Here is an 18,525-nt window from a genome sequence, read left to right on the forward strand (position 1 = left end):
AACTAATTATTTGTTTCCTCATCAAAATTATCTTCATCAGTATTTTTACTAGGAATCGTTTTTGATATTCTATAAACTCCAATCATTAGCAAAACAATACCTCCTATTAAAACGTATTGATTTTGCTCTAAACCAGTCTTAGCGTACATTGCTACAAACCCTCCAACAATGATTAGTAAATAATTTAAATATTTCATGAAATAAACTTAAAATTTAAGACTGTTAAATTACATTAAAAAAATCTCATAAATAGTTAACCATACTTAAAGAAAATTATGCTTTAAAAATAAAACAATAGTAGGTTTTAGCATATGTTTATTTTTTAAATTTGCTAAAAACAAATAACAATAACCTTTGCAATCTCCAGAAGAATATATGTTACCCTGCTTAAACAAAAAGCTTTTTGGAGTAGATTGTATGGGTTGTGGTATGCAACGTGCTGCCCTTTTAGTTTTTAAAGGTGAGTTTGTCGAGGCTTTTTATATGTATCCAGCTATTTACACGCTTATACTTTTGTTTGGATTCATTGTTCTAAATATTTTCTTTAAATTTAAACATTCAAATAAAGTAATTGCAGCACTAGCTATTTTAACTGTTCTTACAATTATAACAAGTTATATTATTAAAATAATCAATTAAAATTCACACATGGAACAACAAAAACTCAACCCAACTATCGTTTACGTATTAGCTATTATAGGACTATTTTGCTGCTGTTTTGCTGGTCTTGGTTTTATATTGGCAGGTATTGCCTTTTTTATTGCTTACAGTAAATTAAATGCCGCAAAGCTTAATCCTGAAAACTATGAACCGGCTAGTGTTAAGGCTATGGATACAGCAAAAACAGTTGCTCTAGTTATACTAGCTATTAACGTTTTATATTTTATTTATTCTATCTACCAAATATCTACAGTTGGCTGGGACGAAATGATGAGAAAATCTCAAGAAATGATGGAACAATATCAACAAAACCAATAATAAAAATATTTTAGAAAATAAAAACGACGACCAATTGGTCGTCGTTTTTATTTAAACTGTTGTTTTTATCCTATAGTAATTAAAACAATGTAGAATTAGCCAGTACTCCTATAAAAACCAACAAATAAAGTGATAATATTACAATTACAAAAACAGCTATAAATTTATAATGTGATTTTAGATTTAAAAAAGCCATTTTAAAATCGTTATTATTATTCGAACTTAATGCGCTTTTCATTTTCTTTGAAAATTTAAATAAATAAAGAAGTGGAAAAAGGTAAATTAATGCAAATAGGACGTAAAAAATGCCTACTCCTACCGAATAACCTAATCCATAAGCTGAATTGTCTCCAAACTTATTTAATCCGGTATAAAAACTTATACCTACACCAATTAAAACCAACAAACCAATACCTATAAAACCGATTACAGATAATAAATAAGACCACTTAATTATTTCTTTTAGATAACCTCTAATTTCATTATTTACTTCTAATTCAAAACTTTCAAAGACCGACCTCTCTTCCATATAAATTTAATTTTCATCTATCAAATACCAATTATTAGCTTTCAAATTGCTTCAATGTTTTTACAATAATACTAACGCAATCTAATAATTGTTCTTTATTCATAACCAAAGGTGGTGCAAAACGTATAATATTTCCATGCGTAGGTTTTGCTAACAAACCATTATCTCGTAATGCCAAACATATATTCCAAGCGGTATCACTGTCTTCATCATCATTAATAACAATAGCATTAAGCAAGCCTTTACCTCTAACTAATTTCGCAATGCTACTTGTTTCAATATAAGTGTTTAATTCACTTCTAAACAATTGCCCTAACACTTCTGCATTATCGGCTAACTGTTCATCTCTAACAACTTCTAAAGCAGCAATTGCTACTACAGCAGCTACAGGGTTTCCTCCAAAAGTACTACCATGATTTCCTGGTTTAATAACATCCATAACGTTATTATTTGCCAAAACAGCACTTACGGGATACACTCCTCCACTTATAGCTTTACCAAGTATTAAAATATCTGGTTTTACATTTTCATGATCTACAGCCAATAATTTTCCGGTTCTAGCAATACCTGTTTGAACTTCATCTGCTATAAACAATACATTATATGCTTCGCACAATGCTTTTGCTTTTGCTAAATAATTGTCGCTTGGCACATAAACACCTGCTTCTCCTTGTATTGGCTCCACTAAAAAACCTGCTACATTCGGATTGTTTTTTAAAGCAGCTTCCAAAGCTTCTAAATTATTATATTCAATTTTAATAAATCCGTTTGTAAACGGCCCGAAATTTTTACGAGCAACAGGATCATTACTAAAAGAAATAATAGTTGTTGTTCGTCCGTGAAAATTGTTTTCACAAACAATAATTTCGGCTTCATTTTTATCTATACCTTTTACTTCATAAGCCCATTTTCTACAAAGCTTCAAAGCGGTTTCTACAGCCTCTGCCCCTGTATTCATTGGTAATAACTTATCAAATCCAAAAAATTCGCAAGCAAATTTTTCGTATCTACCAAGCACATCGTTATGAAATGCTCTAGAGGTTAACGTTAATGTTTGTGCTTGTTGCACCATAGCATTAACAATTTTAGGGTGACAATGCCCTTGATTTACTGCGGAATATGCCGAAAGGAAATCGTAATATTGTTTTCCATCTACATCCCAAACATGCACACCTTCTCCCCTGTTTAAAACCACAGGAAGTGGGTGATAGTTGTGAGCTCCATACTTGTTTTCTAATTCAATTAATTGCTGAGAATTTAATTTTTCTAAAACAGCCATTTTAATTTGTGTTAAATTAATAAATAACCATTCCTTCTGTACCTTTATTCTTCCGAAGATTCGAAAAAGCAGCGTGGGAGAGAAATCATCCCTAGGGCTCGCAAATTACTAAATATTAATTGCTTCATAAAATGTTATTCAGACATTCTTCCAGATAACGATGATACTTGTAATTCCAATCGTTTTAATTCACGCATCAAGGCATTCTTGTCCATTCGCATCCAAGCATATAATTTAATCATAGAATTAAACATCAAACAAACAACAACTCCTAACGCCCATTTAATAAGCTCGTTTGTTTCTGTGACGTTAAAAAACTGAATTAAACAATAAATAAAAAATCCAAATACTATTATATTAACAATATTCATAACAATTACTAACCATCCCAATTTCCCTTTAAAAATTCCAGTAACCATACCCCACATACCTTGCTCCTCTAATTCATCATAAAATTTAGCTTCTTCTTGTGTTAATGTTTCTTTAATTAATTTATCAATGTCTTCCTTATTAGTTTTCATAATTTTTATTTTTTAATGTTTGTTTTAATTTTTCTCTAGCATGAAATAATCTCGATTTTGCTGTACCAACTGATATATTCAAAATATCACTTATCTCTTTTAATGAATAGTCTTGTACATAAAACAACCTAATTACTACCTGTTGATGTTGTGGTAATTCTTTTATTGATTTTAAAAGTGTGTTTTTCAAGTTTTCAGTATCGTTTTCATCTTCTATAACGAGTTCATTCTGTTCATATTTATAATCTTCAAGAACTTTAGTTTTTCTTTTGTTTTCATTTATAACATCTAGAGATTTGTTATAAACAATACGTAATGCCCAACTACCAAAACTATTAGGGTTCTTTAATCTATCTATTTTATTAATAATCACCTTCCAACTATCTTGTGCTATATCTTTTGCTAAATCTGCATCTTTAACTACCCAAAAAGCCTTGTTGCAGAATAATTTATGCCAGCGTTTAACTAATAGAGTCAAAGCTTTACCATTTCCAGACTGGTATTCAAGTATCAACTTACTATCTATTAATTGCTCTTTTTTATTCATTGCAAAACTTTCGCTTTATACTTTAAAGACAGTAAAAGTCTAAAAAGGTTCATTTTTATTTTATATTAAAAAAAATCACATTAAAGTTAATGGAAATAAAATGATATTATTTATTCGTTTTCTCTCCCAATAATTTAAAAATTCAACGTAGAAAAATAATTGCTCTTAAGTAATATTTATCATCTTTTATAAAATTACAATCTATTATTTTAGTAAAATTTAAAATCTAAATTTTCCATGAAAAAAATTTTATCGTTAATACTTTTAGGTATCGTTATCTCTTTTTATAGCTGTGGCGAAAAAAAATCTAACAAAAAACCAGAAACTATAACAATTAAGGAAGCTCCAGCTATGAAAACCGAAGCGCCTAAAACTGTTAAAGGAGATCCCGTTTTAATTGCTAAAGGACAGCAATTATTTAAAGACAAAACATGTTTTACTTGCCATCAAGCAGACACTAAAATTATTGGTCCTTCAATTAAGGAGATCAATAAAATTTATTCTCAAAAAAACGGAGATATTGTTGCTTTTTTAAAAGGGAAATCACCTGCCATTGTAGATACAGACCCTGGACAAGTAGCCGTTATGAAAGCAAATTTAGACAGTTTTGTTAAAGATTTAAAAGATGAAGAGCTGAATGCTATTAAAGTTTATATGCAAAGCGTCAACTAACTTTCACTTTTCTTAATAATTATTTTAAAACGCCTAATAATATTTAGGCGTTTTTTAATGCAAAAAAATTACTTTTGCAGCATGTCTAGAAGAAAAGCAAGAAAACAAGTTTTTGAAAACGTAGAAGTCATTGATGCAGGCGCTAAAGGAAAAACCATAGCCAAAGCACCTGACGGAAAAGTGATTTTTTTACCAAATGCCGTACCTGGTGACGTTGTTGATGTACAAACTTTTAAAAAGCGAAAAGCTTATTACGAAGGAAAAGCAACGGTTTTTCATAAACTTTCTGATAAAAGAACCCAACCTGCTTGCGAGCATTTTGGAGTTTGTGGTGGTTGTAAATGGCAAGATATGGCATACGAACACCAGTTATTTTACAAACAAAAAGAAGTTACCAATAACTTAACCCGTATTGGACATATAGAACTTCCTGAAGTAACACCTATATTAGGCTCTGCTAATCAATATTTCTACAGAAATAAAATGGAATTCTCTTTTAGTGATAGCCGTTGGTTAACATTAGAAGAAATTCAATCTGATGAAGATCTAGGAGATAGAAATGCTTTAGGTTTTCATATTCCGGGTATGTGGGATAAAATTTTAGACTTAAACAAATGTCATTTACAAGCAGATCCTTCAAACGCCATAAGAAATGCGGTTAAAAAATTTGCTATTGAAAATGACATAGAATTTTTCAATACGCGTAATCAAACTGGTTTATTGCGCACCATGATGATTCGCACCTCAAGTACGGGTGATATTATGGTGATGCTTCAGATGTTTCAAGAAGATAAAACGAAACGCGAATTATTACTAGATTTTATTGCGGAAACATTTCCAGAAATAACATCCTTACAATACGTTATTAACGGAAAAGCAAACGATACCATTTACGATCAAGATGTTATTTGCTACAAAGGAAATGATCACATTTTTGAAGACATGGAAGGCTTAAAATTTAAAATTAATGCCAAATCATTTTACCAAACAAATTCCGATCAAGCTTTTGAGCTATATAAAATAACACGAGACTTTGCAGGTTTAACAGGAAATGAATTAGTTTACGATTTATATACAGGAACTGGAACCATTGCGCAATTTGTTGCAAAACAAGCCAGTAAAGTTGTTGGTGTTGAAGCGGTACCTGATGCTATTATAGCTGCCAAAGAAAATGCACAATTAAATAACATTAATAACGTTGAATTCTTTGTTGGAGATATGAAAAATGTATTTAACGCCGATTTTATAAACACACATGGCGAACCAGATGTTATTATTACCGATCCGCCACGTGATGGTATGCATAAAGATGTTGTACAACAAATATTAAATATAGCGCCTAAGAAAGTGGTTTATGTAAGCTGTAACAGTGCTACACAAGCGAGAGATTTAGCTTTAATGGATGCACAATATAAAGTAACAAAAACCCAAGCTGTCGATATGTTTCCACAAACATTTCATGTGGAAAATGTTGTACTTTTGGAAAAACGATAATACTATTAATGAAAAAAATAAGCCTACTTGTTATTATTCTAATTGCAACAATTGTATACATAAGTTGCGAACGCGATGATATTTGCCCTGAAAACACTCCTACAACACCAAATTTAATTATTGATATTTTTAATGCAGAGAGTATAGAAGACGCAAAAAATGCTGTCAATCTACTTATAGTTGGAGTTGGTAATAAAGACACCTTAGGTATCTACCCTTCTACAAGAACTATTGTATTACCACTAAACACAAATGCAGATAGTACCCAATACATACTTCACAACAACTATAAAGTAAAAGAAGATGGAACCATTGAAGGCAAGAAAGATACCCTAACCATAAATTACACCAGAGAAAACGTATATGTATCTCGTGCTTGTGGTTACAAAACCATTTTTAATAATGTAGCCTTTAATGTTGAAACCAATAACTGGATACAATCAAGTCAACCCGCAAACGATAACCAATCTGTAGAAGATGAAGAAGAAGCACATTATATCATATTTTATTAGTAGCCTTATACTAGTATTTCTTATTTGTGCTCCTGCAAACGCACAAAATGATAGCATTGCTAGTACCGTAAACGATTCTATAAAAATTAAAGAAAAATACGGACTTCGTGTTGGAGCAGATCTTAGCAAACTTGTGCGTACATTTCTTGATGATGACTATACAGGTTTTGAGGTTACGGCAGATTACCGATTAAAAAAGCGTTTATATATTGCTGGAGAAATTGGTACTGAAGAAAAAAACACGACTACCAATTACCTTGATATTACCAGCAAAGGAAGCTATATTAAAGTAGGTATTGACTACAACATGTATCAAAATTGGTTAGATATGGATAATATGATTTATAGCGGGTTTCGTGTTGGAGCAAGCACTTTCAGCCAAGACCTAAATAGCTTTAACATTTACAACACAAACCAATATTGGGAACCTCAGTTTTCTTCAACCGATTTAAAAGAGTTTAAAGATTTATCAGCTGTGTGGGTAGAACTTATATTAGGTATGAAAGCAGAGTTACTCAACAACTTATACTTAGGTCTTAATGTTCAGCTTAAGGTTTTAGCAAGTGAAACCGAACCAGACAACTTCCAAAATGTATACATACCTGGGTTTAATAAAACTTTTGATAGTAGCGGTATAGGCGTTGGTTACAGCTATACTATTTCTTATAGAATTCCGCTTTACAAAAAGGACAAATAGTTTAACTCATATATTAGTGCTAGTTTTTACTAACATTAATACTTTTTAAATTTGTTTGTGATGGTTTTTACCATCACAAACAAACATCCTACATGCTTAACTCAAATATTTTTAGTAAATTGCGATAGTAAATACTAACATTAAAAATATTTAAACACTTTAATTATGGCAAATACTAACATTAACTGGACTTCAATGAGCGATAAATCTATCATTGAAAGCATAGGTAGCTATATTAAGCAGCAACGCTTAAATAAAAATAAAACCCAAGCACAAACAGCAGAACATGCAGGTGTTAACCGCTGGACCATTAGCCAAATAGAAAACGGAGAAGCCATTTCATTAACATCTCTTGTGCAAATACTTCGTGCACTCGATTTACTGCATGTTTTTAATTCATTTAAAATAGAGACTCAAATAAGTCCGTTAGAGTTAGCAAAACTTGAAAAACAAAAACGACAACGCGCTAGAAACAAAAATAATAACACGCAAACCGAATCGGAATGGTAAGTACAAACACAGCCTTTGTTAAAATATGGAACCAAATAGTTGGTGCCGTTTCTTGGGATGCTACCACTGGTATTGCCAGTTTTGAATACGACCCAAAATTTAAAACTACCGAAATTGATTTAGCTCCAATTAAAATCCCCATTCTATCAGGAACTAAAGTTTTTTCTTTTCCAGAATTACGTATGTTAAGAAATGGTGATTATGATACGTTTAAAGGTTTACCAGGATTATTAGCCGATGTTTTACCAGATAAATATGGAAATCAACTTATAAATAGTTGGTTAGCACAACAAGGAAGACCAGAAAATAGCATGAACCCTATTGAGCAATTATGTTTTATAGGTACCCGAGGCATGGGAGCTTTAGAATTTGAACCTACACAGTTAAAACCAAACAAACGTACTTTTGAAGTTGAAATAGACAGTTTGGTTGATATTGCGCAACGTATGCTAAACAAGCGTGAAGGTTTTGAAACCAACCTAAATCAAGACGAGCAACAAGCTATGCTCGACATACTAAAAATAGGAACCTCAGCAGGTGGTGCACGCCCAAAAGCAATTATTGCTTACAATAAAAAAACAGGACAAGTACGTTCTGGACAAACCAAATCGCCAAAAGGTTTCGAACAGTATCTTATAAAACTAGACGGTGTTAGCGATGCACAATTTGGAAAAAGCAGAGGCTACGGAAGAATTGAAATGGCCTATTACAACATGGCAAAAGACTGTGGTATAAACATGATGGAGTCTATTTTGTTAGAAGAAAACGGACGCGCACACTTTATGACCAAACGTTTTGATAGAGAGGGTGGCGACATAAAACACCACATACAAACCTTTTGCGCCATGCAGCATTTCGATTTTACCGATATGCAAAGTTTTAGTTACGAGCAACTCTTTCAAACTATGCGTATACTTCGTTTGCCTTATCCACAGGCAGAACAAATGTTTCGCAGAATGACATTTAACGTTATTGCAAAAAACTGTGACGATCATACCAAAAACTTCGCTTTCAGACTAAAACAAGGACAACCTTGGGAGCTTGCTCCTGCTTACGATATTTGCTACGCTTACAGACCAGGTAGTATTTGGGTAAGTCAGCATGCCTTAAGCATCAATGGAAAACGTAAAGATTTTACACGCCATGATTTATTAACCGTAGCTAAAAGCATGAACATTAAAAAGGCAGATAATATAATTACAGAAATAAATCAAGTGGTTGCCAATTGGAACGCTTACGCGGAAGACATTAATGCTAAACCAGAACTACGAGATAATATTAATAATAATTTGTTGTCAATTTAAAAAACACCTTTGCTTAAAAAACAAAAAAACTGTTAATCAAACAGTTAAATCACATCTACCACTATTTCTCATTAGCAGTATAAAGTTAAATTTCCCACCTAGTCATTTCTTCTTATTTTGAACGAAAATAAATTACTAGATTCACTCTATATTCTTACTTTATTGTAAATACTTTTATACAATATTATCTTAGATTTATTTTTTTTTTAGAAAAAAAACAAACAATAGCATAATCAAAACAATCAAAAAACAAAAACAATGAAATTATCAAAAATCATCTTTCTACTTATTGGAGCCATCATTTTAAATAGCTGTGCTTCCCGCTACAAAATAATTAATCCTAAAAGTATAAATTATCTTTCTAGTAGTAAATCTGATGATGTGTTATTAGAATACAAATATGATTTATTAGATAAAAAATACGAAAAGAAAGAAACTAAAAAAGGCGTAAAATTAGTAGCAATAAAAGTTACTAATAATTCAGATAGAGATTTAACTTTTGGAAAAGACATCAAGCTAGTACAAGAAGATGGAAAAGAGTTTTACATCTTGGACTCAGAAAAAACATTCCAAACGCTAAAACAAAGTCCTGCAACACATTTATTTTACTTACTACTAACACCTGTAAATTTATACACAACAAGTTCTAACTCCAACGGTTTTCAAGAAGAAACAAGCTCTACTCCTATTGGATTAGTTTTAGGCCCAGGTTTGGCGGCTGGTAATATGATTACTGCTGGTTCAGCAAATAAAAAATTTAATACTGAAATGTTAGAGTATAATATTAATGGTTCAGTTATTAAAAAAGGAGAAACCGTTTATGGGTTAATTGGCATTAAATCATTCAGCTATAATTCTATAAAATTAAAAGTAGAATAACCCAAAAAATAAATAGATGACCAGAGAAGCACATTTAAAATTTTGTAAACAATGTACAAAAAGAGAACTCGATATGAAAATTGGTCTCATTTGTAGTGAAACAAAAGAAATAGCCAATTTTGAAGGCGAATGCAAATCCTTTGAATTAGATAAAGAGGTTGTAGAAAAAATTGATGATACCGAAGTTGTTGAACATGGGCACGTTTTACAAAACCTATCAGAACGAGACATCGATAAATTTAAAGCAGAGCAAGATTACCCAAAAGCACTCATAGTAGGTTTAATTGTAGGCATTGCAGGTGGTTTATTATGGGCAGCTATTACTGTTGCAACAGAATATCAAATAGGTTATATGGCCATTGCCATAGGTGCAGGTGTTGGCTTAACTATGCGCTATATTGGTAAAGGTATCGATCAAATATTTGGTATTACAGGAGCTATTATTGCTATACTTAGCTGTTTATTAGGGAATTTTTTTAGCATGATTGGTTTTGCTGCAAACCAAGAAGGTTTAGGTTATTTAGAAGTTTTAGGCTTGATAGATTATAGTTTAGTACCATCATTAATGGTAGAAACCTTTAGCCCTATGGATATATTCTTTTATGCTATTGCTGCCTACGAAGGTTATAAATTTTCTTTTAGAGCGTTTACAGAAAAAGATCTTTATAATTTAGAAAGTAATAAGTCTTAACTTGATATATTTTACTGTTTAAAGATTAAAAAAAACTTAAATAAAATAGTATGGAAAACAATTATGCACGATTATCAACACGAGTTAAAGCGGCTGTTATTGATTCCATTGTATTAATAACTTTAATGTATTCGGCTAGCGAAATTTTTAATGCATTCGAAACAGTTTCAAATGGTGTTAGAATATCGGTTTTCATATTTATATTTTTAATTTACGAACCAATTTTAGTAACTTTATTTGGAGCATCGGTAGGACATTTTTTTAATGACATTGTCGTTAAAAAAGAAAAAGATGAAACTAAGAATATTAATTTCCCCATAGCTGTCATACGTTTTATAATAAAAGCACTATTAGGTTGGTTGTCTTTATTAACTATTCATGGAGATAAAAAAGGACAAGCTATTCATGATAGATTTGCTAAGTCTATTGTGAAGGCTTATGAAAAATAAAATTTAACACTAAGTTCTAATTTTTGTATACAAATCAAAAGACTACCTTTTATATTTAACTAAAAAGTAAAAGAAAGTCATTTCGACGCTAGGAGAAATCTCATCACTGCTTTAGCTTCTTTTGTGATTTCTCCTTGCGTCGAAATGACTAAGTGTTTTATTTAATTTTATTTTTATCTATAAATACAAACTACAATTAAGATATTCCTGATTTCGCAGGAACTTTAAATATATTTCCAAACATAAAGCAGTAACTTTACTTCCAAAACCAAACCATGGCAACTACTTTCGCTGCAATAGATTTTGAAACTGCAAAAGGACATCACATTTGTTCTGTTGGTATTGTTACCTTTAAAGATGGTGTTATTATTGATGAGTTTCACGCTTTAATACAACCACCAAACAACGACTATAATTGGCACAACCAGCAAGTACATGGTATTACAGAAGACGATACGAGGTTTGCTCCAAAATTTAGCGCTGTATATCCTGAAATTAAAAAACGAATTTCTGGCATTATTACCGTGGCGCACAACGAATCGTTTGACCGAACTGTTTTACTAAAAACGATGAAAGATTATAACATTCCGCATACAGATTTAGTTATGGAAGAGCGTTGGGAGTGTACACTTAAAATTTATCGTAAAAAAGGTTACAAACCCGCCAAGTTAGATGCCTGTTGCAAAGTGCATAATATTGCTTTAAAACATCATGATGCACTGTCTGATGCACGCGCTTGTGGTAAGTTGTTTTTAATTGCTCAATATGAGCGGTTACCTTTGTTTTAGATGTAAAAGTTAATCCTATGTCATTTCGACGACAGGAGAAATCGCATACAAGTGCTAAAATAATAATGTGATTTCTCCTTGCGTCGAAATGACTAAGTGTGTTTAATAAACTTTATAGCTGTATTAAATACGAAATACTATCAAAAGATTCCTGCCTCAAAAGGAATTTAGTCTTTTTTAATGTATTTCCCCTTCTTACTTCCTTCATACATAACATATTTAACCAAACGCGATTCTAGTTTGGCATTAAATAAATGTATTTTTCTTGACGGTCGTAAGCCTACAAATTTTAAGGCTTCTAAATTAGATGTAATAAACCAAGCATCGGTTCCTGGGTAACTTTGCTTAAGTGTATCGCCAATGTTTGCGTAAAACTCTTCCATATCAATATTTAAACGCTCACCGTAAGGTGGATTAAATACCATGTGTAGTTTTTCGTCGCCTCCTTTTTGGGTTTTAAAGAAGTCTTCATGTTTAACTTCTATAAAATCTTCTAATTGGGCATTTTTTACGTTTTCTTTAGCTTTGGTTACTGCACTTGGTGCTTTATCGTAACCTATTATTTTATGATGAAAATCGCGTGTTTTCTTTAATAGCGATTCTTCTATTTTTTCGAATAAATCGACATCCCAATCGCTCCAACGTTCAAAGGCAAATTCTTTACGCATGAGGTTTGGTGGTATGTTGCAAGCTATCATAGCGGCCTCGATAAGCATGGTGCCCGATCCGCACATAGGATCCATAAAATCGGTTTGTCCGTCCCAACCCGATAACATAATGAGTCCTGCTGCCAATACTTCGTTTATTGGCGCAATATTAGTGGCTGTTTTATAACCACGTTTATGCAGAGAATCTCCCGATGAATCTAAAGAAATAGTACATTGATGCCTATCTATATGTACATTTATTTTAAGATCTGGGAATTTTAAATCTACGTTAGGTCGTTCACCAGTGGTATCTCTAAACTTATCTACAATGGCATCTTTTGTTTTTTGCGCAATATATAGCGAGTGCGAAAATAAATCGGAATGAATGGTAGCATCTACGGCCAAAGTACCTGAGGCTTTTAAATACTGCGACCAATCCATCGCATAGATTTTATTGTATAAATCTTTTTCGTTATTTACTTTAAATGAATGGATAGGTTTTAAAATTTTAACAGCCGTACGCAACCCTAAATTACATTTGTACATAAAGCCTTTATCGCCAACAAATGAGACGTTACGAATGCCTTTCTTAACATGCAATGCGCCTAGTTGTGTAAGCTCGTTTGCTAATAAATCTTCAAAGCCAAAAAGGGTTTTGGCTACCATTGTAAAATTTTCTTCCATTTTTCTTATCAAATACTTTGCAAAAATAACGTAATTTTGCTGCAAACGTTAAAGTTTATTGATAATTCGGGTTAAGGATTGATGCGGCATCCTTTTGCTTTTTTTGCAAAAGATATAGCGGAAAGCCTGACCTTATGTTGCCTAAGCAACATGAGGGAACCCCAAAAACATATATGAGCAAAGACACTACAAAATGGTTTACATCGTGGTTTGATACACCATTTTACCATATTTTATACAAGGATAGAGACGATACGGAGGCGCATGCTTTTATGGATACGCTTACCAATTATTTAAACATTCCGGAGAGCGGTACTGTTTTAGATTTGGCTTGTGGCAAAGGACGGCATGCTTTGTATTTAAATAAAATAGGCTATCATGTTACGGGTGTAGATTTAAGCGAAAACAGTATTAATTACGCCAAACAGTTTGAAAACCATTCGTTACATTTTGATGTGCACGACATGTGTAAACCGTATTCTAAACAGTTTGATGCTGTTTTTAATTTATTTACAAGTTTTGGGTATTTTGATAAGGATGAGGATAACTTAAATACGATTAAGGCTATAAAAGCAGATCTTAACGAGTTTGGTTTTGGGGTGATTGATTTTATGAATAGCGAATTTGTTATTGATAATTTAGTACCCGAAGAGGTTAAAACGGTTGATGGTATTACCTTTAATTTAAAACGCTTTGTGGAAGACGGTTATATTGTAAAAGATATTAACTTTACGGTTGATGGTACTTTATACAATTTTCAAGAGCGTGTGCGGGCTTTTACTTTAGTCGATTTTGAAGCGCTTTTTGAAGCGGCTGGTGTATTTTTACTAGATGTTTTTGGCGATTATAAATTACGTAAGTTTAATGCTAAGACTTCCGACAGATTAGTAATGATTTTTAAATAGTCAATTTTTGACTGCAAATTATACTCACAGTTGTGAGCTTTATTTTTTTAAATGAATAACTACTTATTACCTTTTTACGCTGTTATTTTGGGCGTGCTTATTGCAAGTTTTACCAAAAACAAAAAAACATGGAACACTAAGCTCCTACTCTCTTTTAGTGGTGCTTTTTTATTGGCATTAACGCTTTTTGAGTTATTGCCAGAAGTGTATGAGCATTTAGACACCAAACTTGCCGGACTTTTTATTATGTGTGGTATTATGCTGCAAATAGTGTTAGAACTGTTTTCTAAAGGCGCCGAACACGGGCATGTACACGTACATAAGCACGACACGTCGTTTCCATGGTTGTTGTTTGTTAGTTTATGTATTCATAGCTTTTTAGAAGGGTTTTCTATACATGAACATAACGATATGGTTTATGGTGTTTTAATACATAAAATTCCTATTGCAACTATTATTAGTATGTTTTTATTTAAGTCTAATTACAGTAAAATTCAAATTGGATTGTTTCTGCTTGTTTTTGCAAGTATGACGCCTTTAGGCACCATGATTTCTCATACTTGGGAAGCGCTTTCTAATTACGGACACGCTATAAATGCACTTGTTATTGGTATCTTTTTCCATATTTCGACCACCATTTTGTTTGAAAGCGGCGAAGGACATAAATTTAATTTATCGAAATTTATTGCCATTATTTTAGGGGTTGGTATTGCTTATTTTATATAAACCTGTCATTCCTGCGAAGGCAGGAATCTCATAAATTAAAACAGAATTAATGTAAAATAGATTCCTGCCTGCGCAGGAATGACAAGAATTGAAATTATAAAATTGAGGAGATTCCCTTCTTCAAGGGAATTTAAAAACAACTTTTTGATGTTTAGTAAAGAAGAATCACGCAAATTAAAACAAGAATTTTGGACGAGTTTTGGGAAATCGTTTCCACGGAAATGGATTTTATACAACACCAAACTGAAAGGTTTTAGTTTTAAATTTCATTTTGATACCAAAAGCGCTTTAATTGCTTTAGACCTTGAAGACGATTTAGAAAACCGTATTAAATACTGGGAAAAACTAGTGGCTTTAAAGTCTATTTTTATTGAAGAATACGTGCCTGATGCTATTTTTGAAGAAGAATATTTTTTAGATAATGAAAAAGAGATTTCTCGTATTTACTTGCCTTTAGAACAGAAAGTATCTATACATAACAAAAACACTTGGCGTGATGTTATGGAGTTTTTTAATGAAAATATGAGCTTATTTGAAGCCTTTTTTGAGGAATATAAAGAGGTTATTGAAGGGTAGAATCCTGCGCAGGCAGGAATCTGGTGAATTAAAAAGGTATTATTATCTAAATAGAAAAAGACGATAACAAAACGATTGAATAAAAACTTCTTGCAATAAGATTCCTGCCTACGCAGGAATTGTTTTCTCCATCAAATAATCATCCATAACAAAGCCATTACCAATATCCTCTATTGTAGATGCTGTTTTTACAAATCCCATTTTCTCATAAGCTAGCATAGAATTGCTATTATACTTATTCACATTGAGTTTTATAACAGATATATTTTGAGACTTAGCCATAGACTCTGTAAAGAACATGGCTGCTTTCGCTATTTTTTTCCCTCTATAAGTTTTTAAAACATATAATTTACTAATGTATAAATAATCAGATTTGTTTTCTATGGCTGTATAACCTACGGGTTCATTATTGTATGTCAAACAATAAAATAACACACCTACTTGCACACGTTCTTCAATGCTTTTCACAGAATTATACTTTTCAAGCATATACTCTATTTGTTCTAAGCTAATTATTTTTATATAATGCTCATGCCAAATAGTATGCGCTAATTTTGAAATACATTCGTAATCGGCTTTCGTTGTTGCTGGTTGAAGTTTAATCATACTAAATCACATAAAAGAATATCATAAAAAAATGAAACACCGCACCTGCTAAAACAAACAAATGCCAAATAACATGATTATACGGTATTTTTTGAATGGCATAAAAAATAATACCGACGGTATATGCTAATCCGCCAGCAAAAAGAAACAAAATACCATCACTTCCTATAATATCTGATAAGTTAGAAAAATCGAAAACAATAAGCCACCCCATAACTAAATACAGTAATGTTGAAAACAACTCAAAACTCCCCGTAAAAAACAGCTTTAAAACCACTCCAAAAGCTGCAATACCCCAAACTATCCAAAAAAGCAGCCAACCACTACTTTCACTAAGTGTAATTAACAAAACAGGTGTGTATGTGCCAGCAATGAGTAAGTAAATACTAATATGATCTACAATTCTGAAGTAATGTTTCTTTTTTTCACTCTTTACAGAATGATATAAAGTAGAAGCTGAAAATAAAACTATAATAGAAATACCATAAACAATAACACTAAAAAGACTCCAAGCAGTTTTATTGCTGTCAAAATGAATAAGTAATACCAAAACAACAATACCAAACAAAGCACCAACAGCATGAGTGAGAGCATTTAGTTTTTCTTCGTATGCTGTTTGAATGCGCATGAGTTTATGGTTCTTTAGATTGATGTAACCATTTATCGGTTAAATCGTAAAAATCAAAAGGAATTGCAGATTTTTGATACTCTAATCGTCCACTTTGAAAATTACGCTGTAAAATATCTTCAATTAAATAATCTTCTTTTTCATTAAGAGGGTCAAACTCTTTTTTTAAAGAAATATCGAACATACTTGCCGTTGTATTATACCAAAAGGCACGCCAGCCACTGCGTAATTCTTTTACTAAATCGAATGCTGTTCTTCCAGTTTGTCTATGTATCAACTTAACCAATATTTGACCTTCTGTTCTTGTAAATTTTTTAAGCTTTTCTGAAAACTCGCCTTCAATATACTTTTGAAGCATTTTAGTATAACGTTTTTTATCACGCTTTTTAGTCATTGTTTCTAAACGAGCACTTAAAGAATCTAATCTATCAGCCGCCATTTTAGCATACGGATATACTTTTATAGTTTTTCTACGTAAAATTAAATACCTAATTCTGTCCTTTTTACTATCAAACTTTAGCTTATTTAAAAGCATAACCTCTTCAAGATTTATAGTTGTTCTAGGAACTGAATCGCCTTTAATAATAAGATACTTTGTTTCTGTTGAATCTTGCTCAACATCAGTAACTTGAGCAAAAAGCAAAACAGGAAAAAATAATATTATAAGTTTTAAATATTTCATCTATAAAAACAACAAAGCTTTAATGCATCAAAATTACTAATTTCCACTGTTTAAAACATTTTTTTTCTATTTATATTATTATTTTAGTGCAAAACTTTTATACATGGCAAAGAAGAGCATTCTTAATAAAAAGTCGATAGACTTTCTTGAAAAATATTTAAATAACGCAGCACCAACCGGCTATGAGTGGGATGGACAAAAACTATGGATGGATTACCTTAAACCATATGTTGATGAATTTATTACCGATACTTATGGTTCGGCCGTAGGCGTTATAAACCCTGAAGCAAAATACAAAGTTGTTATTGAAGGACATGCCGATGAAATTTCGTGGTATGTAAATTATATAAGTGATAACGGACTTATATATGTGATTAGAAATGGTGGTAGTGACCACCAGATAGCACCAAGTAAAATTGTAAACATTCACACAAAAAATGGTTTTGTTAAAGGTGTTTTTGGTTGGCCAGCTATACATACAAGAAGTAGAACAAACGAACAAGCACCAAAACCAGATAATATCACTATTGATGTTGGAGCAAAAGACAAGGAAGAGGTTGAAAAAATGGGCGTTCATGTAGGGTGTGTTATTACCTATCCAGACGAATTTCATATTTTAAATGGCAATAAGTTTGTTTGTCGTGCTTTAGATAACCGCATGGGTGGTTTTATGATTGCTGAAGTAGCACGTTTACTTAAAGAAAACAAAAAAGAACTTCCTTTTGGTTTATACATTACCAATGCTGTACAAGAAGAAATAGGCTTACGTGGTGCCGAAATGATTACGCAAACCATTAAACCTAATGTTGCTATTGTAACCGATGTAACGCATGATACATCTACTCCAATGATTGAAAAGAAAGTACAAGGCGACTTAGAAATTGGAAAAGGTCCTGTTGTTGCTTATGCTCCAGCTGTACAACAAAAATTACGTGATTTAATTACGGAAACTGCAGAAGCTAAAGAAATTCCTTTTCAACGCTCTGCCCTATCTCGTGCAACAGGCACCGATACAGACGCTTTTGCTTATAGTAATGGTGGTGTTGCCTCTGCTTTAATTTCGTTACCGCTTCGTTATATGCATACTACAGTTGAAATGGTGCATAAAGATGATGTTGAGAACGTTATAAAATTAATTTACGAAACATTACTGAATATAAAAGATGGAGAATCTTTTAGTTATTTTGAATAATATTTTTATTGATTCCCGCTTTCGCGGGA

25 protein-coding genes are annotated in these 18,525 nt (G+C 32.0%); 16 read left to right on the forward strand and 9 right to left on the reverse strand.

The window, feature by feature from the left end:
• Positions 1 to 2 precede the first annotated feature (2 nt).
• Positions 3 to 149 carry a hypothetical protein gene (locus ACH5TX_RS07240; protein WP_439338862.1) on the reverse strand — a complete coding sequence of 49 codons (147 nt, stop codon included), beginning with the start codon at positions 147 to 149 and terminating at the stop codon, positions 3 to 5.
• A 226-nt stretch (positions 150 to 375) separates the two neighbouring features.
• Here ACH5TX_RS07240 and ACH5TX_RS07245 point away from each other — a divergent pair, with 226 nt between their 5' ends.
• Both ACH5TX_RS07245 and ACH5TX_RS07250 read left to right on the forward strand, forming a co-directional pair.
• Entirely contained in the window at positions 376 to 639 is a 264-nt protein-coding gene (locus ACH5TX_RS07245; protein WP_439338910.1) for a DUF2752 domain-containing protein, read from the forward strand.
• Between the two features lie 9 nt (positions 640 to 648).
• Positions 649 to 978, forward strand: coding sequence for a CCC motif membrane protein (locus tag ACH5TX_RS07250; protein WP_439338863.1), 330 nt, complete (start codon positions 649 to 651; stop codon positions 976 to 978).
• A 79-nt stretch (positions 979 to 1,057) separates the two neighbouring features.
• Here ACH5TX_RS07250 and ACH5TX_RS07255 read toward each other — a convergent pair whose 3' ends face one another.
• The 4 genes from ACH5TX_RS07255 to ACH5TX_RS07270 form a co-directional block, all read right to left on the reverse strand.
• Complete coding sequence (locus ACH5TX_RS07255; protein ID WP_439338864.1) at positions 1,058 to 1,507, reverse strand: DUF5362 family protein; 450 nt, start codon at positions 1,505 to 1,507, stop codon at positions 1,058 to 1,060.
• 34 nt (positions 1,508 to 1,541) lie between these two features.
• Positions 1,542 to 2,786, reverse strand: coding sequence for an ornithine--oxo-acid transaminase (rocD, locus tag ACH5TX_RS07260; protein ID WP_439338865.1), 1,245 nt, complete (start codon positions 2,784 to 2,786; stop codon positions 1,542 to 1,544).
• Between the two features lie 134 nt (positions 2,787 to 2,920).
• Positions 2,921 to 3,307 carry a DUF6768 family protein gene (locus ACH5TX_RS07265; protein ID WP_439338866.1) on the reverse strand — a complete coding sequence of 129 codons (387 nt, stop codon included), beginning with the start codon at positions 3,305 to 3,307 and terminating at the stop codon, positions 2,921 to 2,923.
• Positions 3,297 to 3,854, reverse strand: coding sequence for an RNA polymerase sigma factor (locus ACH5TX_RS07270; RefSeq protein WP_439338867.1), 558 nt, complete (start codon positions 3,852 to 3,854; stop codon positions 3,297 to 3,299). The genes ACH5TX_RS07265 and ACH5TX_RS07270 overlap by 11 nt, the downstream gene beginning before the upstream one ends.
• Positions 3,855 to 4,091: 237 nt before the next feature.
• Between ACH5TX_RS07270 and ACH5TX_RS07275 the strand changes: the two genes are divergently transcribed.
• The 10 genes from ACH5TX_RS07275 (at position 4,092) to ACH5TX_RS07320 (ending at position 11,850) form a co-directional block, all read left to right on the forward strand.
• Positions 4,092 to 4,526, forward strand: coding sequence for a c-type cytochrome (locus ACH5TX_RS07275; RefSeq protein WP_439338868.1), 435 nt, complete (start codon positions 4,092 to 4,094; stop codon positions 4,524 to 4,526).
• Positions 4,527 to 4,607: 81 nt separating this feature from the next.
• On the forward strand, positions 4,608 to 6,020 hold the full coding sequence (gene rlmD / locus ACH5TX_RS07280; protein WP_439338869.1) for a 23S rRNA (uracil(1939)-C(5))-methyltransferase RlmD: 1,413 nt from the start codon (positions 4,608 to 4,610) through the stop codon (positions 6,018 to 6,020).
• A gap of 8 nt (positions 6,021 to 6,028) precedes the next feature.
• Positions 6,029 to 6,532, forward strand: coding sequence for a DUF6452 family protein (locus ACH5TX_RS07285; RefSeq protein ID WP_439338870.1), 504 nt, complete (start codon positions 6,029 to 6,031; stop codon positions 6,530 to 6,532).
• Complete coding sequence (locus ACH5TX_RS07290) at positions 6,498 to 7,229, forward strand: DUF6048 family protein (protein WP_439338871.1); 732 nt, start codon at positions 6,498 to 6,500, stop codon at positions 7,227 to 7,229. Before ACH5TX_RS07285 ends, ACH5TX_RS07290 begins: the two co-directional genes overlap by 35 nt.
• 165 nt (positions 7,230 to 7,394) lie before the next feature.
• Positions 7,395 to 7,739: a helix-turn-helix domain-containing protein gene (locus ACH5TX_RS07295; protein ID WP_439338872.1), complete on the forward strand. Its 345-nt coding sequence runs from the start codon at positions 7,395 to 7,397 to the stop codon at positions 7,737 to 7,739.
• Positions 7,733 to 9,043 carry a type II toxin-antitoxin system HipA family toxin gene (locus tag ACH5TX_RS07300; protein ID WP_439338873.1) on the forward strand — a complete coding sequence of 437 codons (1,311 nt, stop codon included), beginning with the start codon at positions 7,733 to 7,735 and terminating at the stop codon, positions 9,041 to 9,043. Before ACH5TX_RS07295 ends, ACH5TX_RS07300 begins: the two co-directional genes overlap by 7 nt.
• A 258-nt stretch (positions 9,044 to 9,301) precedes the next feature.
• On the forward strand, positions 9,302 to 9,922 hold the full coding sequence (locus ACH5TX_RS07305; protein ID WP_439338874.1) for a hypothetical protein: 621 nt from the start codon (positions 9,302 to 9,304) through the stop codon (positions 9,920 to 9,922).
• A 16-nt stretch (positions 9,923 to 9,938) separates the two neighbouring features.
• Positions 9,939 to 10,613, forward strand: a complete 675-nt coding sequence (locus ACH5TX_RS07310) for a hypothetical protein (protein WP_439338875.1) — start codon at positions 9,939 to 9,941, stop codon at positions 10,611 to 10,613.
• A gap of 50 nt (positions 10,614 to 10,663) precedes the next feature.
• Positions 10,664 to 11,062 (forward strand): RDD family protein, encoded by a 399-nt coding sequence (locus tag ACH5TX_RS07315; RefSeq protein WP_439338876.1) that lies wholly within the window; start codon positions 10,664 to 10,666, stop codon positions 11,060 to 11,062.
• 275 nt (positions 11,063 to 11,337) lie between these two features.
• Positions 11,338 to 11,850 (forward strand): 3'-5' exonuclease, encoded by a 513-nt coding sequence (locus ACH5TX_RS07320; RefSeq protein WP_439338877.1) that lies wholly within the window; start codon positions 11,338 to 11,340, stop codon positions 11,848 to 11,850.
• Between the two features lie 167 nt (positions 11,851 to 12,017).
• On the opposite strand, the gene ACH5TX_RS07325 is transcribed toward ACH5TX_RS07320, so the two are convergent.
• Positions 12,018 to 13,181, reverse strand: coding sequence for a THUMP domain-containing class I SAM-dependent RNA methyltransferase (locus tag ACH5TX_RS07325; protein WP_439338878.1), 1,164 nt, complete (start codon positions 13,179 to 13,181; stop codon positions 12,018 to 12,020).
• A 134-nt stretch (positions 13,182 to 13,315) separates the two neighbouring features.
• Here ACH5TX_RS07325 and ACH5TX_RS07330 point away from each other — a divergent pair, with 134 nt between their 5' ends.
• From ACH5TX_RS07330 to ACH5TX_RS07340, 3 genes are all read left to right on the forward strand, one after another.
• Positions 13,316 to 14,086, forward strand: a complete 771-nt coding sequence (locus ACH5TX_RS07330) for a class I SAM-dependent methyltransferase (RefSeq protein ID WP_439338879.1) — start codon at positions 13,316 to 13,318, stop codon at positions 14,084 to 14,086.
• 51 nt (positions 14,087 to 14,137) lie between these two features.
• Positions 14,138 to 14,812, forward strand: a complete 675-nt coding sequence (locus tag ACH5TX_RS07335) for a ZIP family metal transporter (RefSeq protein ID WP_439338880.1) — start codon at positions 14,138 to 14,140, stop codon at positions 14,810 to 14,812.
• 147 nt (positions 14,813 to 14,959) lie between these two features.
• Complete coding sequence (locus ACH5TX_RS07340) at positions 14,960 to 15,388, forward strand: DUF4268 domain-containing protein (protein WP_439338881.1); 429 nt, start codon at positions 14,960 to 14,962, stop codon at positions 15,386 to 15,388.
• Positions 15,389 to 15,496: 108 nt separating this feature from the next.
• Here the strand turns inward: ACH5TX_RS07340 and ACH5TX_RS07345 are convergent, their stop codons facing one another.
• From ACH5TX_RS07345 to ACH5TX_RS07355, 3 genes are read right to left on the reverse strand one after another with little or no spacing between them, the layout of a single operon-like run.
• Entirely contained in the window at positions 15,497 to 15,994 is a 498-nt protein-coding gene (locus ACH5TX_RS07345; RefSeq protein WP_439338882.1) for a GNAT family N-acetyltransferase, read from the reverse strand.
• 1 nt (position 15,995) lies between these two features.
• Positions 15,996 to 16,622: a PAQR family membrane homeostasis protein TrhA gene (gene trhA, locus ACH5TX_RS07350; protein ID WP_439338883.1), complete on the reverse strand. Its 627-nt coding sequence runs from the start codon at positions 16,620 to 16,622 to the stop codon at positions 15,996 to 15,998.
• A 4-nt stretch (positions 16,623 to 16,626) separates the two neighbouring features.
• The gene (locus ACH5TX_RS07355; RefSeq protein WP_439338884.1) at positions 16,627 to 17,304 is read right to left on the reverse strand and encodes a DUF4294 domain-containing protein; all 678 of its coding nucleotides are present in this window, start codon (positions 17,302 to 17,304) and stop codon (positions 16,627 to 16,629) included.
• A 103-nt stretch (positions 17,305 to 17,407) separates the two neighbouring features.
• Here ACH5TX_RS07355 and ACH5TX_RS07360 point away from each other — a divergent pair, with 103 nt between their 5' ends.
• Positions 17,408 to 18,496: a M42 family metallopeptidase gene (locus tag ACH5TX_RS07360; RefSeq protein WP_439338885.1), complete on the forward strand. Its 1,089-nt coding sequence runs from the start codon at positions 17,408 to 17,410 to the stop codon at positions 18,494 to 18,496.
• The last annotated feature ends 29 nt before the right edge of the window (positions 18,497 to 18,525 follow it).

The organism is Thalassobellus citreus, from assembly GCF_044385915.1.
Lineage (GTDB): Bacteria > Bacteroidota > Bacteroidia > Flavobacteriales > Flavobacteriaceae > Thalassobellus > Thalassobellus citreus.

What these genes read in the sequence shown, in the direction of transcription:
- ACH5TX_RS07240 (WP_439338862.1), bottom strand. Translation starts at nt 149, where the DNA reads ATGTACGCTAAGACTGGTTTAGAGCAAAATCAATACGTTTTAATAGGA.
- ACH5TX_RS07245 (WP_439338910.1), top strand. Translation starts at nt 376, where the DNA reads ATGTTACCCTGCTTAAACAAAAAGCTTTTTGGAGTAGATTGTATGGGT.
- ACH5TX_RS07250 (WP_439338863.1), top strand. Translation starts at nt 649, where the DNA reads ATGGAACAACAAAAACTCAACCCAACTATCGTTTACGTATTAGCTATT.
- ACH5TX_RS07255 (WP_439338864.1), bottom strand. Translation starts at nt 1,507, where the DNA reads ATGGAAGAGAGGTCGGTCTTTGAAAGTTTTGAATTAGAAGTAAATAAT.
- rocD (WP_439338865.1), bottom strand. Translation starts at nt 2,786, where the DNA reads ATGGCTGTTTTAGAAAAATTAAATTCTCAGCAATTAATTGAATTAGAA.
- ACH5TX_RS07265 (WP_439338866.1), bottom strand. Translation starts at nt 3,307, where the DNA reads ATGAAAACTAATAAGGAAGACATTGATAAATTAATTAAAGAAACATTA.
- ACH5TX_RS07270 (WP_439338867.1), bottom strand. Translation starts at nt 3,854, where the DNA reads ATGAATAAAAAAGAGCAATTAATAGATAGTAAGTTGATACTTGAATAC.
- ACH5TX_RS07275 (WP_439338868.1), top strand. Translation starts at nt 4,092, where the DNA reads ATGAAAAAAATTTTATCGTTAATACTTTTAGGTATCGTTATCTCTTTT.
- rlmD (WP_439338869.1), top strand. Translation starts at nt 4,608, where the DNA reads ATGTCTAGAAGAAAAGCAAGAAAACAAGTTTTTGAAAACGTAGAAGTC.
- ACH5TX_RS07285 (WP_439338870.1), top strand. Translation starts at nt 6,029, where the DNA reads ATGAAAAAAATAAGCCTACTTGTTATTATTCTAATTGCAACAATTGTA.
- ACH5TX_RS07290 (WP_439338871.1), top strand. Translation starts at nt 6,498, where the DNA reads ATGAAGAAGAAGCACATTATATCATATTTTATTAGTAGCCTTATACTA.
- ACH5TX_RS07295 (WP_439338872.1), top strand. Translation starts at nt 7,395, where the DNA reads ATGGCAAATACTAACATTAACTGGACTTCAATGAGCGATAAATCTATC.
- ACH5TX_RS07300 (WP_439338873.1), top strand. Translation starts at nt 7,733, where the DNA reads ATGGTAAGTACAAACACAGCCTTTGTTAAAATATGGAACCAAATAGTT.
- ACH5TX_RS07305 (WP_439338874.1), top strand. Translation starts at nt 9,302, where the DNA reads ATGAAATTATCAAAAATCATCTTTCTACTTATTGGAGCCATCATTTTA.
- ACH5TX_RS07310 (WP_439338875.1), top strand. Translation starts at nt 9,939, where the DNA reads ATGACCAGAGAAGCACATTTAAAATTTTGTAAACAATGTACAAAAAGA.
- ACH5TX_RS07315 (WP_439338876.1), top strand. Translation starts at nt 10,664, where the DNA reads ATGGAAAACAATTATGCACGATTATCAACACGAGTTAAAGCGGCTGTT.
- ACH5TX_RS07320 (WP_439338877.1), top strand. Translation starts at nt 11,338, where the DNA reads ATGGCAACTACTTTCGCTGCAATAGATTTTGAAACTGCAAAAGGACAT.
- ACH5TX_RS07325 (WP_439338878.1), bottom strand. Translation starts at nt 13,181, where the DNA reads ATGGAAGAAAATTTTACAATGGTAGCCAAAACCCTTTTTGGCTTTGAA.
- ACH5TX_RS07330 (WP_439338879.1), top strand. Translation starts at nt 13,316, where the DNA reads ATGTTGCCTAAGCAACATGAGGGAACCCCAAAAACATATATGAGCAAA.
- ACH5TX_RS07335 (WP_439338880.1), top strand. Translation starts at nt 14,138, where the DNA reads ATGAATAACTACTTATTACCTTTTTACGCTGTTATTTTGGGCGTGCTT.
- ACH5TX_RS07340 (WP_439338881.1), top strand. Translation starts at nt 14,960, where the DNA reads ATGTTTAGTAAAGAAGAATCACGCAAATTAAAACAAGAATTTTGGACG.
- ACH5TX_RS07345 (WP_439338882.1), bottom strand. Translation starts at nt 15,994, where the DNA reads ATGATTAAACTTCAACCAGCAACAACGAAAGCCGATTACGAATGTATT.
- trhA (WP_439338883.1), bottom strand. Translation starts at nt 16,622, where the DNA reads ATGCGCATTCAAACAGCATACGAAGAAAAACTAAATGCTCTCACTCAT.
- ACH5TX_RS07355 (WP_439338884.1), bottom strand. Translation starts at nt 17,304, where the DNA reads ATGAAATATTTAAAACTTATAATATTATTTTTTCCTGTTTTGCTTTTT.
- ACH5TX_RS07360 (WP_439338885.1), top strand. Translation starts at nt 17,408, where the DNA reads ATGGCAAAGAAGAGCATTCTTAATAAAAAGTCGATAGACTTTCTTGAA.